Annotated in this window: 18 protein-coding genes; 8 read left to right on the top strand and 10 right to left on the bottom strand. The window is 43.7% G+C overall.

Going from position 1 to position 12826, the window contains the following annotated elements:
* Positions 1–104: 104 nt before the first annotated feature.
* Positions 105–317, top strand: a complete 213-nt coding sequence (gene yhaL / locus NYE22_RS16860) for a sporulation protein YhaL (RefSeq protein WP_003233252.1) — start codon at positions 105–107, stop codon at positions 315–317.
* Between the two features lie 40 nt (positions 318–357).
* Here yhaL and NYE22_RS16855 read toward each other — a convergent pair whose 3' ends face one another.
* On the bottom strand, positions 358–1233 hold the full coding sequence (locus NYE22_RS16855; RefSeq protein WP_072173867.1) for a peptidylprolyl isomerase: 876 nt from the start codon (positions 1231–1233) through the stop codon (positions 358–360).
* A gap of 159 nt (positions 1234–1392) precedes the next feature.
* On the opposite strand from NYE22_RS16855, the gene yhzE1 reads away from it, so the two are divergent.
* Positions 1393–1479, top strand: a complete 87-nt coding sequence (gene yhzE1, locus NYE22_RS16850; RefSeq protein WP_003327753.1) for a sporulation protein YhzE1 — start codon at positions 1393–1395, stop codon at positions 1477–1479.
* Positions 1480–1603: 124 nt separating this feature from the next.
* Complete coding sequence (yhzE2, locus tag NYE22_RS16845) at positions 1604–1690, top strand: sporulation protein YhzE2 (protein WP_003155248.1); 87 nt, start codon at positions 1604–1606, stop codon at positions 1688–1690.
* Between the two features lie 52 nt (positions 1691–1742).
* Here yhzE2 and NYE22_RS16840 read toward each other — a convergent pair whose 3' ends face one another.
* Positions 1743–1925, bottom strand: a complete 183-nt coding sequence (locus NYE22_RS16840) for a hypothetical protein (RefSeq protein ID WP_024571667.1) — start codon at positions 1923–1925, stop codon at positions 1743–1745.
* Between the two features lie 107 nt (positions 1926–2032).
* Positions 2033–2551: a DUF3267 domain-containing protein gene (locus NYE22_RS16835; protein ID WP_003245590.1), complete on the bottom strand. Its 519-nt coding sequence runs from the start codon at positions 2549–2551 to the stop codon at positions 2033–2035.
* 207 nt (positions 2552–2758) lie between these two features.
* On the opposite strand from NYE22_RS16835, the gene NYE22_RS16830 reads away from it, so the two are divergent.
* Complete coding sequence (locus NYE22_RS16830) at positions 2759–3100, top strand: YhaI family protein (protein WP_009966921.1); 342 nt, start codon at positions 2759–2761, stop codon at positions 3098–3100.
* Here NYE22_RS16830 and NYE22_RS16825 read toward each other — a convergent pair.
* Entirely contained in the window at positions 3097–3708 is a 612-nt protein-coding gene (locus NYE22_RS16825; protein WP_003239501.1) for an HTH-type transcriptional regulator Hpr, read from the bottom strand. The two genes, NYE22_RS16830 and NYE22_RS16825, sit on opposite strands and share 4 nt — an antisense overlap.
* 177 nt (positions 3709–3885) lie before the next feature.
* Positions 3886–4242, bottom strand: coding sequence for a YtxH domain-containing protein (locus NYE22_RS16820; protein ID WP_003245875.1), 357 nt, complete (start codon positions 4240–4242; stop codon positions 3886–3888).
* Positions 4243–4370: 128 nt separating this feature from the next.
* Between NYE22_RS16820 and NYE22_RS16815 the strand changes: the two genes are divergently transcribed.
* Positions 4371–4562, top strand: a complete 192-nt coding sequence (locus tag NYE22_RS16815; protein ID WP_014476318.1) for a hypothetical protein — start codon at positions 4371–4373, stop codon at positions 4560–4562.
* A 73-nt stretch (positions 4563–4635) separates the two neighbouring features.
* Here the strand turns inward: NYE22_RS16815 and trpP are convergent, their stop codons facing one another.
* From trpP to NYE22_RS16800, 3 genes are all read right to left on the bottom strand, one after another.
* A complete protein-coding gene (trpP, locus tag NYE22_RS16810; protein ID WP_003233236.1) occupies positions 4636–5154 on the bottom strand; it encodes a tryptophan transporter TrpP in 519 nt (172 codons plus the stop codon).
* A 124-nt stretch (positions 5155–5278) separates the two neighbouring features.
* A complete protein-coding gene (gene serC / locus NYE22_RS16805; RefSeq protein ID WP_003233234.1) occupies positions 5279–6358 on the bottom strand; it encodes a 3-phosphoserine/phosphohydroxythreonine transaminase in 1080 nt (359 codons plus the stop codon).
* A 146-nt stretch (positions 6359–6504) separates the two neighbouring features.
* Positions 6505–6942 carry an HIT family protein gene (locus tag NYE22_RS16800; protein WP_003233231.1) on the bottom strand — a complete coding sequence of 146 codons (438 nt, stop codon included), beginning with the start codon at positions 6940–6942 and terminating at the stop codon, positions 6505–6507.
* A gap of 487 nt (positions 6943–7429) precedes the next feature.
* On the opposite strand from NYE22_RS16800, the gene ecsA reads away from it, so the two are divergent.
* From ecsA to NYE22_RS16785, 3 genes are read left to right on the top strand one after another with little or no spacing between them, the layout of a single operon-like run.
* A complete protein-coding gene (ecsA, locus tag NYE22_RS16795) occupies positions 7430–8173 on the top strand; it encodes an ABC transporter ATP-binding protein EcsA (protein ID WP_003233230.1) in 744 nt (247 codons plus the stop codon).
* The gene (ecsB, locus tag NYE22_RS16790; protein ID WP_342411993.1) at positions 8166–9392 is read left to right on the top strand and encodes an ABC transporter permease EcsB; all 1227 of its coding nucleotides are present in this window, start codon (positions 8166–8168) and stop codon (positions 9390–9392) included. Before ecsA ends, ecsB begins: the two co-directional genes overlap by 8 nt.
* Positions 9393–9411: 19 nt before the next feature.
* Complete coding sequence (locus NYE22_RS16785) at positions 9412–10122, top strand: EcsC family protein (protein WP_024571661.1); 711 nt, start codon at positions 9412–9414, stop codon at positions 10120–10122.
* Positions 10123–10139: 17 nt separating this feature from the next.
* On the opposite strand, the gene sndC is transcribed toward NYE22_RS16785, so the two are convergent.
* Together sndC and NYE22_RS16775 are read right to left on the bottom strand one after the other, a co-directional pair.
* Complete coding sequence (sndC, locus tag NYE22_RS16780) at positions 10140–11330, bottom strand: N-acetyl amino acid acetylase SndC (RefSeq protein WP_120027942.1); 1191 nt, start codon at positions 11328–11330, stop codon at positions 10140–10142.
* 71 nt (positions 11331–11401) lie between these two features.
* Positions 11402–12793, bottom strand: coding sequence for a hypothetical protein (locus NYE22_RS16775; protein WP_167568700.1), 1392 nt, complete (start codon positions 12791–12793; stop codon positions 11402–11404).
* Positions 12794–12826: the final 33 nt, after the last annotated feature.

The following is a 12826-nucleotide window of genomic DNA, read 5'->3' as shown; positions in this document are numbered from 1 at the left end:
ACATATTCAGCTCAGTCCTTTTTGATGCGTCTTTCCCGCACATAACTCGTCTCATTCCCGCATATGGTTAAGAATAAAGAATCTATGCAAAGGGGGAGGAGCCCGTGTTATTTTTTCCGTGGTGGGTGTATCTTTGTATTGTAGGCATCATTTTCAGCGCATATAAACTTGTGGCGGCAGCCAAAGAGGAAGAAAAAGTAGACCAGGCTTTTATTGAAAAAGAAGGGCAGATTTATATGGAGAGGATGGAAAAGGAGCGAGAACGCCGCAGTTCTCAGCAGCATGAAGAAGAAAATCAAAACCATTCCATCGCATAAAAAAAGCTGTGCGGCTCAATGAGCCTGCACAGCTTTTTTATTATTTGGAACTGCTTGAAGAACTGCTAGTAGAAGCAGAAGTGTTAAATGTATCCTTCAAATCTTTATCCTTCACATCGATGTCAGCTTTTTTCATTACTTTTTGAACGGCTGCTTGCACAGCTGTGTTGTCATTAAGTTTTTGGTCGAGAACATCAGATTTCAGCTCTTTTTTCATATCTTCATATTTTCCGCGCTCTTCAGTCTTTTTGATGATATGGTAGCCAAATTGTGTTTTCACAGGATCGCTGACTTCGTTTGTTTTCAACTTGAATGCAGCTTTTCTGAATGTGGCATCCAGTTGTTCGTTATCTTTTGAAATCCAGCCAAGTTCGCCACCGTTTGTAGCTGAGCCTGTGTCTGTAGAGTATTCCTTCGCAAGAGCATCAAATTTCTCGCCTTTTTTCAGCTTTTTCTCTATTTCCTCAGCTGTCTTTTTGTCAGCGACAAGGATGTGGCTTGCGCGAATCTGGCCTTTTAAGCCTTCCCAGTATTCTTTAATTTCATCATCTGTAACTTTGATGTTATCTTTAGCCGCTTTTTGTGTCAGCAATTCATATTTTACTTGTTCTTTCAGGTAATCTTTGCCATATTGCTTTTCGAGGGCAGTATATTGATCGCCAAGCTGCGTTTTGTATTCTTTCAGCTTGTTGTCAATTTCTTTATCCGAAACTTTATACTTCTTGTCCAATACTTTTTCTTGCACTAGCTGTGTCAGTACGCTTGCGCCAGCTGTTTTCTTCATGTTTGTGTAAAGCTCGCCTTTTGTTACATCGCCTGCGTCTGTTTTTGCGATGACTTCTTTGTCGCCGCTGCTGCAAGCACTGAGAGCGAGGATGCTTGTAGCAGTGATAGCTGCTATTGCGATTTTCTTCATTGTTTTCAAACACTCCTAATCATTCCAAATTAAATTACCTATGCGTATCATAACATATTGTGGCTTTCTGTAAAAAGATTTTAAATAAAGGGCATTCGTCTAGTCAAACTTTTGCTGATGACATACTTATATATTGATCAAGAAAAGGAGGTATGTAACATGAGCGGAGGATACTCTAACGGATTCGCGTTGCTCGTAGTACTGTTCATTTTGCTTATCATCGTAGGTGCAGCTTACATCTACTAAGCAGACCGAGGATCGCTTGCAACATAAGCGATCCTTTATTTTCACTAGCGCCTAATCGTTTCAAACATGAATTGCATAACATGTAATTGGTAAATAAAGCTTATTACAGGAGGTGCTTTTTAAGATGGGTGAAGTATTTGCAGGCGGATTCGCTTTATTGGTTGTGTTATTTATTTTATTGATTATCATCGGCGCTTCTTGGCTGTACTAATCAACATAAAAAAGCATAGCTGCTTAATCAGCAGCTATGCTTTCTTTCGTATTTACACTGTAAAGGAGATCTCCACAAACGAAGAGATCAGTAAAATTAATATAGATACATTAATAAATCGGAATACCTTATCTTGCCGCTCTTCAGGAATCTCTCTGACAAGGCATAATGTATTGGTGAGCCTGTTTATGAAATATAAAATAAACACGGCAGCCACGATAAAATAGAATAAAATGATGGGAGATTCCCCCTCTCTCTGAACTGTCCCATATTACATTACCAAATATTTATTAAAAAAGATAGAATGCAAATTGAAAAATCGCCACCAGCACCAGGGTTTGACTACTTTTCAACAAGAATATCCAAGCCGTCTGCTTCCTGATCAATAAAAGCGGTTTTCGGTGCTTTTATCAGCTTGAGAGCCAGCAGGAAATCAGGCAGACAGTAGCCGGCGTGAATGCCCGAGATCATGCAGAAATAATGAGCATGATTCGGAAATGCCAGTGCTGCGTAAAACAATACCGGTGTAATCAGCAAGAACGGGCTGACCAGTGAAATGAGCATTGTTGTTTTTGGTATACGTTTCCATGTGCGCATGCGCAATATGTAAAACTTTTTTTCTATTTTTCTTTTTTTGCAGATGATTGGCAGGACATGGATGACTTTATGTACAAATAAAATAACGACGAGCAAACCGCCGAATAAAGATACATATTCATCGCTTAAGCTTGTGCCAGGCCGCAGCAGCTCAAAAGCTAAAAAGGTAGATATAAAAACCAAAATCATAAAACATACAGCAGTTAATATTATGCGAACGGCGCCATAATCCTTCATGAGATTTATGGTCTTCCAGCAATTCATCAAAGTCATCCTTCCATACATCTTGAATAGAATCTCAAAATAATTTACTCCTCCCAAGAGAAAAAATCAATGCTTTTTTAAGAAAAAATATCATCCGGCAGGTATTTTTTTGAAACAAGCAAACAAACTGCGAAATATGGGGTTAGAACTTTCTTCTCAGTGAATTATCAGCTAAAATAAGATTAAAGATAGAAAGAAGTGGTGTGGATGGATTCGATGGATCATCGCATTGAGCGATTAGAATATTACATACAATTATTAGTGAAAACAGTAGATATGGACAGGTACCCCTTCTATGCGCTTCTCATTGACAAAGGGCTGAGCAAGGAAGAAGGGGAAGCGGTTATGAGGATATGCGATGAATTGTCGGAAGAGCTGGCAACACAAAAAGCGCAAGGATTTGTAACCTTTGATAAGCTCCTTGCGCTTTTTGCCGGACAGCTGAATGAAAAATTAGATGTTCATGAAACGATTTTTGCCCTGTATGAGCAGGGGCTTTATCAAGAGCTGATGGAAGTCTTTATCGACATCATGAAGCATTTTGATTAACTGTTTACAGGTTCGAGCTCTTCAGCCGGTTCATCCGCCGCACTGTCCTTTGCTTTTTTCTTCAGTTTTCCGTTTACGCTTTCAAAGTCATTGTCAATATTGGTGAGTGACGTTTCGAAAATTTCCATAAAATCATCGCCGTAGATATGGCGTATCATACACATCATTTCTGCCACTTCAGGAAATTTTCCGAATAAATGATACAAAGGCTGTGACCCTTTAAAAACAGCGTTGCGTGTCGGATCAAATTCCTCAAGCAAGCTCCAGAATACCTCGGTACCTTCCTCAGTCAATTGGACATATGTGTTCCGTTTATCATTCAGCCGTTTGGAGAACCTTAAATATCCCCGTTCTTCCAGCTTTTTTGAAAAGTTGAATGCGGTTGATACGTGCATGACCCCGAACTTCGCGATTTCAGAAATGGAAGCTCCATTCAATTGATACGCAATCCATAAAATATGATGCTCATTAATATTCAGGTCATACGGTTTGAGCCATTGCTGCCAATCCTTCTCGATTGATTTCCAAAGAGCCTTGCTAAGCTGAGCCATTTTCTGGGTGAAGACTAGAGCTTCTTTCACATCATAGGGCGGTTCCACTCGATTCATTACGTCACCTGCTTCTCTTTTTCTTTTTCTCTATTATGCCAATAAAATAAAGATTAATAAAGATGAAAATGTAAGAATTTTTTAATAAATTCACAAACCATTGCGGCGGAAGGGTTTTTCGGCCAAAAAAAATACGGGTCCAATTTTGGCCCGCATTTTTTTCTTTTGAATAGGATATTAGTTTTGTAAGGTTTTCTCCAGCTGTCTGATTTTCTCTTCGATATCGGCAATTTCTTTTTGCAGATCCTGCTGGTGGGGCTTGATCTCTTCCTGCCATTTTTTAATTGACGTTTGGAGCTCGCCGCCCACGTCTTTAATAACATCCGTGCTTTCTTTTGCCGCTTTGATCAGCTGGTCTTTTAATGCAAGCCCGTCTGACTTTAAGCGTTTGATTGTTTCTTCAAAAGAATCATAATTGGTTTTCATTTTTTCACGCAGCTGCTTTCCTGAGGAAGGTGCAGTAAGAAGAACCGCTGCTCCTCCGATGATGCCGCCTACGAATAGTCCTGTTAATAGAGAACGTCCGCTCGCCATTACAATCACCCCGTCTTTTTCTTCAAATAGGATTCATTCAGCATTTTTCATTTTTGTTGAAAGCCTGAACTTCTATACATAGCTTGCTTTATTTTAGCATATTTTTTAAGTGAAAAGGAGGGAGAAGGTTGTCTGTCTTTTTGATTGTGTTATCCTGCATCACCCTTGCCTTCGCTTCAGGCGCTGTTTACTATATCAGACTTCTCAGCCAGGCTGCTTCTTATCCGCCCAAGAAAGTCATCCGGCAGAAAGCGCTTGTTTGTTCAACCGGAACCGCCTTTACACTATGTCTTATCTTTTTCACAAAACTCCTCGCTTAAAACATGCTGACATGCTGCGAGCGCTCTGTTCAAAAAAACCTCTCCCGGAAGCGGAAGAGGTTTTGTGTGACAATTATTTAGCAGCTTCCATAAAGCTTGAACGTCTTAAAATGGTTTGCACAATCGGATAAATAATGATCATTGAGATTGTATTCAGCACAGCGGCCGGCAGAACAACAGCCGCGAACAATGCGGCGAAACCGCCCGGCAAACCGACGATCAATAAAGCTGACGATAGAAACACAATTCCTGATAAGATGGTCCCGATCACTGTCAGCACAGCGGCTGCACCTGTTTTGCGGCTCTTTCTGAACAAGAGAAACAGGGAGAAGAACAGAAACGCTGATACCGGTTTATCAATGATGTTAGGGATCTGTCCAGCTGGAAACGCGGTTGTAAGCGCGGAAATGATTCCGGTCACGATCCCGATGACGAGTACATTTTGCACTCGCGGGAACAGCAGAATGCCCATGAACATCATGATCAGCATCATATCTGGTTTCATGCCGCCTAAAAAGGGCGGAATAATGGAATGAAGCGCTGCGCCGATTGCGGCAAACAGAGCCATAATGACTAACTCTTTTGTTTTCATAACTATGCTCTCCTCTGCTAAGCTTTTTGCCCTCCAATAATATGCTCATCATTTATTGCGAAGGCTTTACAGAATGTGTTATGCAAACAGTATACCAAACGGACGGTTTGCATAGCCAGACTTTTTACTCATTTTCCTGCTGGAATTTCTTCATGAACGCAGCTAATTTTTCACAGTCTTCGAGAGAGACCGCGTTATAAATAGAAGCGCGGCAGCCTCCCACCGAACGGTGTCCGCCAAGGCCGATCATCTTCGCATCTTTTGCTTTCTGGACGAATGTTTTCGTTAATTCGTCATCCCGAAGCGTGAAGGTGACATTCATGCGTGAGCGGCTGTCTTTTCTGGCATGTCCTTTATAGAAGCCGTTGCTTTCATCAATACAGCTGTAGAGAACCTGCGCTTTTTGTTCATTGCGCTGTTCAACAGCTTCCACACCGCCGTTTTCCTTGAGCCATTCCAGAACGAGGCTCAGCATATAAATCGCAAATGTCGGCGGAGTGTTGTAGAGTGAATCCGCTTTGACATGCGTGGAATATTTCAGGATTTTTGGGACGTTCGCATTTTCATTTTGCAGCCAGCTTTTTTTCATGATGACTACAGTCACGCCGGAAGGACCGAGGTTCTTTTGGGCGCCTCCGTAGATCACGTCAAATTTAGACACATCGATTTTTCTGCTTAAAATATCGCTGGACATGTCGGCTACGAGCGGAATTGGAGAATTCGGAAACTCCTGCCACTGAGTGCCGAAAATTGTATTGTTGGATGTGATATGTAAATATGCGCCGTCTTTTACATCCGTAAGGTCAACCTCTGGAATATAGCTGTAATTGTCTGTTTCACTTGTAGCGGTGATAGACGTGTTTCCGAACAATTTCGTTTCTGCCAGTGCTTTTTCAGACCAAGCGCCTGTCATGACAAAATGTGCGGTTTTTTCAGGTGTTAAAAAGTTCATCGGAAGCATTGAGAATTGAAGGCTTGCCCCGCCTTGAAGAAACAAGATATCGTAATCTTCCGGAATGCCCATCAGTTCGATTAAGAGGCTTTTCGCTTTTTGGTGCACCGCTTCATACTCTTTGCTGCGGTGGGAAAGCTCCATAACAGACATGCCGGATTCGTTAAAATCAATAAATTCTTTCTGTGCTTTTTGCAGAACTTCCAGTGGCAGCGCTGCAGGACCTGCGTTAAAATTCGTTGTACGTTCCATTATGATCTCTCCCTGTTTTCCACGTTAATGTATAAAATAATACAATTATCCTATCACAAAAATTCAGTTTTTTGATAAAAAATTAGAATTATCAAAAGAAATTGACGGATGTTTGCGAAATGTTCACAAAATAAAATAACCTCATCTTATGATGAGGCCAGGCGTTTTGCGATAGAGGAAGAGATGTTCTGCAGATCCTCCGGTTTATAATCATCAGCATGCGTTTTCCAAACCGCTCCGAATCCATCTCCTTTTCCGTAGCGAGGGATAATATGCATATGGTAGTGGAACACAGATTGTCCAGCTTTTTCGCCGTTATTGTTCAGCGTATTTAAGCCGATCGGTTCAAATTCATCCCGGATAGCGCGGGCGATTTTCGGAACAGCATGGAAATATTGTTTTGCTAATTCATCTGTAAATTCATATACATTCTCAATATGTGTTTTCGGAATGACAAGCGTATGGCCTTTTGTCACTTGGCTGATATCAAGAAAGGCAAGTACATGTTCATCTTCATACACCTTCGCGGATGGAATGTCGCCGGCAATAATTTTACAAAAGATACAATTCTCTGCACAATGCATGAGGGTTCCTCCTTATGAAATTGTTTAGTATGTATACATTCATCGTACCACAGAAATGCAGAAAATAGAAAACAGGATGAACGGCGAGCGTTCACCCTGAATGCAGAGGAAGAGCTTATATGAAGAAAATGTGTTATGCCTTTGGTAAGCACCTCATTTGTCAATAAAATGAAGACTTGTTTAATGCCTAACGATTCCTGCGATAAACACCTCATTTGACAATTTGCTTCATACATGAAGAATTCATCAATTCAGTGAAGAGAAATGGTTTGAGCATTGGACATGTTTATTTTCTATCCAACTGTTTCTAAGACGTCTTTGACAAACACCTCATTTTTCAGTTGATATGCTTTTCCTCTACAACTATTATGATGTCCAGAACCCTGTCTCTTTATGACAGCAAATTCATCATTTGTTAAAAGGGAATTGTTTCAAATCAGGCCTTGTTTTTGGTACTATGAAGAAAAACACTATAAGGGGAGAAACTATGTCTCTGCTATCGGTAAAAGACTTAACCGGCGGATATACAAGGAATCCGGTTTTAAAAAACGTATCATTCACCCTTGAACCGAATCAAATTGTCGGCTTGATCGGGCTGAATGGTGCTGGTAAAAGTACAACAATCAGACATATCATCGGGCTGATGGACCCGCATAAAGGTTCAATCGAATTAAACGGTAAAACGTTTGCTGAGGATCCGGAAGGCTACCGTTCACAATTTACCTATATACCTGAAACACCTGTTTTATACGAAGAATTGACGCTGATGGAGCATCTTGAACTAACAGCCATGGCATATGGACTGTCAAAAGAAACGATGGAGAAAAGGCTGCCTCCGCTTTTAAAGGAATTCCGAATGGAAAAGAGGCTGAAGTGGTTCCCGGCCCATTTTTCTAAAGGAATGAAGCAGAAGGTTATGATTATGTGCGCATTTTTGGCAGAGCCTGCGCTCTACATTATTGATGAGCCTTTTCTAGGGCTTGATCCGCTTGCCATTAACGCGCTGCTTGAGCGGATGAATGAAGCGAAAAAGGGCGGGGCGAGCGTGCTGATGTCAACGCACATTTTGGCAACGGCAGAACGCTATTGCGATTCGTTTATTATTTTACATAACGGCGAGGTGCGGGCGCGCGGCACGCTGTCAGAGCTCAGAGAGCAGTTTGGAATGAAGGACGCGGCGCTGGACGATTTGTATCTTGAGCTTACAAAGGAAGACGCTGGCCATGAATAATATGCTTGATATTTGGCAGTCGCGGCTGCAGGAGCATATCAAAGAAACAAGAACATACATGAAATATATGCTCAATGATCACCTCGTCATTGTTTTGATTTTTTTTCTAGCGGGCGCTGCAAGCTGGTACAGCAAATGGATACGGGACATTCCCGCTCACTTTCCGTCCTTTTGGGTGATGGCCGTGCTGTTTTCGCTCGGGTTGACAAGCTCTTATGTGCGAACGCTTTTGAAGGAGGCTGACCTTGTTTTCTTATTGCCTCTTGAAGCAAAAATGGAGCCTTACTTGAAGCAGGCGTTTGTCTACAGCTATGTGTCTCAGCTGTTTCCGCTTATTGCGCTGAGCATCGTTGCGATGCCGCTTTATTTCGCAGTCACACCGGGGGCTTCGCTCGTATCGTATGCCGCGGTCTTTGTCCAACTGTTGCTGCTGAAAGCGTGGAATCAGGTAATGGAATGGCGCACGACTTTCCAAAACGACCGCAGCATGAAACGGATGGACGTCATCATTCGATTTGCGGCGAATACACTCGTTCTTTATTTTGTTTTCCAATCTGTTTATATGTATGCGCTTCTCGTCTATGTCATTATGGCTGTTCTTTATCTGTATATGTCTTCCGCAGCAAAACGGAAAACATTTAAATGGGAAAGCCATATTGAGTCCGAATTGAGACGAAAGCAGCGTTTCTATCGGATTGCCAACCTGTTTACTGATGTGCCGCATTTGCGAAAGCAAGCCAAACGCAGAGCTTATCTCGACTTTTTGCTGCGGCTCGTGCCGTTTGAACAGCGCAAAACATTTGCCTATATGTTCACCCGCGCCTTTTTGCGTTCGAGTGATTATTTGGGCATTCTTGTCAGATTAACGATCGTTTTCGCGCTGATCATTATGTATGTCTCAGCCAGCCCGCTGATTGCCGCGGTTTTGACTGTGTTTGCCATTTTCATTACGGGCATTCAGCTTCTGCCGCTCTTCGGCCACTTTGACCATCTGGCGCTTCAAGAGCTGTACCCTGTGAAAAAAGAAACAAAGCTGAAAAGCTATTTCTCTCTATTAAAAACTGCACTTAGTATTCAAGCGATGCTGATGTCTGTTGCATCTGCCTATGCAGCCGGCTTGACCGGTTTTCTGTACGCGCTGATCGGTTCTGCCGTTCTGATTTTTGTTGTTTTGCCTGCTTATATGACAACCAGGCTGAAAAAGCACGGAAAGCTGTGAACTGAAAAGAGGTAATCAAATGACAGATAATCAGCTGCTGATGCAGGAAGCTTTGGAATGGAAAATGCATTTTTTGCGAAAGGATTCCATGTTTGAACGCTTTTCGAAGCGTGTCCAGACGAAGGTGAATGAACGGATTCCTGAAAAAATCCATACGGTCGTCACCGAGAGTGTGAGAAAAATGGTAGAAGCGACAATGGCCGGCTCCAATATCATCACTTATAAAAAGGATACAAGTGCACTGTCGCTCAGTGAAAAAAATGAATTGGCGAAAAAAACGATTGTTTCTTATCAGAAAGTGGCAGCTGCTGAGGGAGTCGGCACCGGAGCGGGCGGCATTTTTTTAGGCATTGCTGATTTTCCGCTGCTGCTTTCAATTAAGATGAAGTGTTTATTTACCTTGTCTTCCATTTACGGCTTTAATGTCAAGGATGCACAAGAAAGGATGTTTTTGCTGCTCGTGTTTCAGCTTGCGTTTTCGAGTGATGATGGCCGTAAATCGCTTTTTTCTGTCATCGAAAATTGGGAGACGGAGAAAAAGAGCATCGACTGGAGAGTGTTCCAGCAGGAATATCGCGATTATATCGACGTCGTGAAGCTTTTTCAGCTTTTGCCGGGCGTTGGAGCGGCAGTCGGCGGAATTGCCAATTATAAGCTGCTTGCTCAGCTTGGAGAAACGGCAAGACATGTTTTTCATCTGAGGATATTAAAGGAAACAGCCGGAGAATAAACACTCCGGCTGTTTTTTTATAGCTGATGATAGGTGATCGCAGCGCCGGCAAGGACCTTGGCCGCTGTCAGCATGGCTTTTTCGTTGATATCAAATTTCGGATGGTGGTGGGAATAAACTCGGTCTGGCTGTTCGGGAGCGGCACCTGTAAAGAAAAAAGTGCCTTTCACGTTTTGTAGGTAATAAGCAAAATCCTCGCCGCCCATTTGCGGTTCACCGTCAATGACCTGCTGAACGCCCTCGGTATTCTTTGCGGTGCTCACCAAGTGGCTCGTTTCGGCAGGATGGTTCACAACCGCCGGATAACCCTGTTCATAGGTGTACTCATAGGACGCGCCGTGCATGCTGCATATTCCTTTTACAACCGCTTCAATTTCTTTCTCCAGAATGTCCCGGACATTTTCATCAAAAGAACGCGCTGTGCCGATGAGTACTGCTTGGTCTGCGATGACATTAAACGGATTGTCGGCGATGAAGGAGCCTGTCGAAATGACGGCGGATTGAATCGGATTGACTTTGCGGCTGACAATGTGCTGCAAAGAGGAAACGATTTGCGAACCGATCAGGACGGCGTCTTTAGTATCATGCGGATGAGCGCCGTGGCCGCCCTTTCCGAAGACTTTAATCGTAAATCGGTCTGCCGCCGCCATTACGGCGCCGGGGCGGCAGAGAATAGTTCCGAGCGGCTCAGTTGCCCAAAGATGAGTGCCGAATATCACATCCGTGTTTTCTAGACAGCCGTCATCGATCATTGGCTTTGCGCCTCCCGGATAATATTCTTCTGCATGCTGGTGGATCATCACAAATGTTCCCTTCAGTTCATGTCTGTTTTGGTGAAGGACCTTGGCCACTGCGAGAAGAGCTGCGGTGTGGCCGTCGTGGCCGCATGCATGCATGACACCAGGCACTTTGGAGGCGTAAGGGACATCTTTTTCATCTTGAATGGGGAGAGCGTCAAAGTCGGCCCTCAAAGCGACTGTAGGGCCGGGTTCGCTTCCTTCTATATATGCTAAAACCCCTCTGCCGCCAACGTTTGTGCGGATTGGGACTCCTAACGATTCATAATAGGAAGCAATAAATGCGGCGGTTTTTTCTTCTTGAAATGAAAGCTCAGGATACATATGAAAATGGCGCCTGATCTCAACCATTTCTTCAAAACAGCCGTCGAGCTGTTTGTTTATCTCTTTCTGCAGTGTGGATATGGACAAAGCCGCTTCCCCCTTTTCTATGTTTTCCATGATTGTATAGAAAAAGTCTGAATATTTCAACTCGTGCTGTTTTAAAGCATCATCACAGCTGCGAGGGTTGTCACCAAAAGGCCAATCGCGACGGGAATGAAGTTTTTTCTGGCAAGCTCAAAAGGATCAACTTTGCAAATGGCCGCCGCGGGAATCAACGCCCATGGGACCAGTGTTCCTCCGCCCACCCAGATGGCAGAGATTTGTCCGAGCGCGGTCAGAACGGCGGGATCGGCATGGAGAGCGGACGAAAAGAGCTTTGCGATGGAGCCGGCGAGAGAAATGCCAGAAAATCCTGAGCCGTCAAGGCCTGTTATGGCTCCAGCGGCAGTTAATGCAGCGGCGGCAAGCTCCTTTGACATAGGCATCATATGGGATAAAGCAATGCCAAGATCGTTGACAATGCCGTGGGAACCTTTAGGGAGTGAAGTGCCCAGTATGCTCTCATAGCCTGAGTCGCCAAGATAAAAGAAAGCGGCAATCGGGATGACGGGGCCGAAAACCTTAAAACCGAACTTAAATCCGTCAATAAAATAGCCGGTGATTTTTTCAAGCCCTTTATGCTTATACACGAAAAAATGAACGGTAAAGAGGATACAAATTGCAGACCCGCCAATTAACGCGGTGGCATCATTTCCTTGTAGGTTAAACAAGAGCATGCAGGCGATATCTGCAAGAAAGGCAAGCGGAATCAAAAAAGCCAGTATGGACCGCAGGCGTTTTGGCAAGTACAGCGAGTTGTCTTGTTCGCCGGAAAGAACGGGGGAAAAAGAAGCGAGATGCTTCTGCTTTTTGCGTTCGCGCTGAATCATGATAAAGGCAGCGGTTGTTGTTGTCACACCCATAATCAGCACAAGCGGAATGCTGGCCGAGACGACATCACCGACTGGAATGCCTGCTGCATCTGCAGTCAGCTTTGGCGCCGCCTGAATGACAAAGTCTCCTGAGAGGGCAAAACCGTGTCCGAATAAGTTCATGGCCATGGCCGCGGCAAGAGGCGTCAAACCGGCACGTGCGGCTGCGGGGAGCAGGACGGCGCCGATCAAAGCGACACCTGGAGAAGGCCAGAAGAAGAGAGAAATGGCGAACATCAGGCCTCCAATCAGCCAATAGGCAGTCACAGGCCCTCTCACAAGGCTTGCAAAGGGAGAAATCATCGCTTCATTTATCCCTGTTTTTGTTAACAAATCACTCATCGAAACGATAAAGCAAATGATGAAAATCGTGGGCAGCAGTTCGCCGGCCGCATAGATAAAGCTGTGGAATAAACTGCTGACAGAAGCTGAAAGTGAATGGCTGGCCCATAGCGATATGATAAAAATGCCGAATAGAGAAATAAATGTCGTGTCTTTTCTCAGCAGCATAAATAGGATAATTGCTCCGATAAAAAACACATACAGAACATGGACAGACAAAATCCCGACTTCCATCATCGATCACTCCTTCCGCTTACAGATTATTCATAG

Source organism: Bacillus sp. FSL K6-1560, from assembly GCF_038592935.1.
In the GTDB taxonomy this organism is placed as follows: Bacteria; Bacillota; Bacilli; order Bacillales; family Bacillaceae; genus Bacillus; species Bacillus subtilis.
This window is presented reverse-complemented; position numbering and strand designations above follow the sequence as displayed.

Coding starts and splice junctions, on each gene's coding strand:
- NYE22_RS16855 (WP_072173867.1), bottom strand. CDS start 1,233: ATGAAGAAAATCGCAATAGCAGCTATCACTGCTACAAGCATCCTCGCT.
- yhzE1 (WP_003327753.1), top strand. CDS start 1,393: ATGAGCGGAGGATACTCTAACGGATTCGCGTTGCTCGTAGTACTGTTC.
- yhzE2 (WP_003155248.1), top strand. CDS start 1,604: ATGGGTGAAGTATTTGCAGGCGGATTCGCTTTATTGGTTGTGTTATTT.
- NYE22_RS16835 (WP_003245590.1), bottom strand. CDS start 2,551: ATGAATTGCTGGAAGACCATAAATCTCATGAAGGATTATGGCGCCGTT.
- NYE22_RS16830 (WP_009966921.1), top strand. CDS start 2,759: ATGGATTCGATGGATCATCGCATTGAGCGATTAGAATATTACATACAA.
- NYE22_RS16825 (WP_003239501.1), bottom strand. CDS start 3,708: ATGAATCGAGTGGAACCGCCCTATGATGTGAAAGAAGCTCTAGTCTTC.
- NYE22_RS16820 (WP_003245875.1), bottom strand. CDS start 4,242: ATGGCGAGCGGACGTTCTCTATTAACAGGACTATTCGTAGGCGGCATC.
- trpP (WP_003233236.1), bottom strand. CDS start 5,154: ATGAAAACAAAAGAGTTAGTCATTATGGCTCTGTTTGCCGCAATCGGC.
- serC (WP_003233234.1), bottom strand. CDS start 6,358: ATGGAACGTACAACGAATTTTAACGCAGGTCCTGCAGCGCTGCCACTG.
- NYE22_RS16800 (WP_003233231.1), bottom strand. CDS start 6,942: ATGCATTGTGCAGAGAATTGTATCTTTTGTAAAATTATTGCCGGCGAC.
- ecsA (WP_003233230.1), top strand. CDS start 7,430: ATGTCTCTGCTATCGGTAAAAGACTTAACCGGCGGATATACAAGGAAT.
- ecsB (WP_342411993.1), top strand. CDS start 8,166: ATGAATAATATGCTTGATATTTGGCAGTCGCGGCTGCAGGAGCATATC.
- NYE22_RS16785 (WP_024571661.1), top strand. CDS start 9,412: ATGACAGATAATCAGCTGCTGATGCAGGAAGCTTTGGAATGGAAAATG.
- NYE22_RS16775 (WP_167568700.1), bottom strand. CDS start 12,793: ATGATGGAAGTCGGGATTTTGTCTGTCCATGTTCTGTATGTGTTTTTT.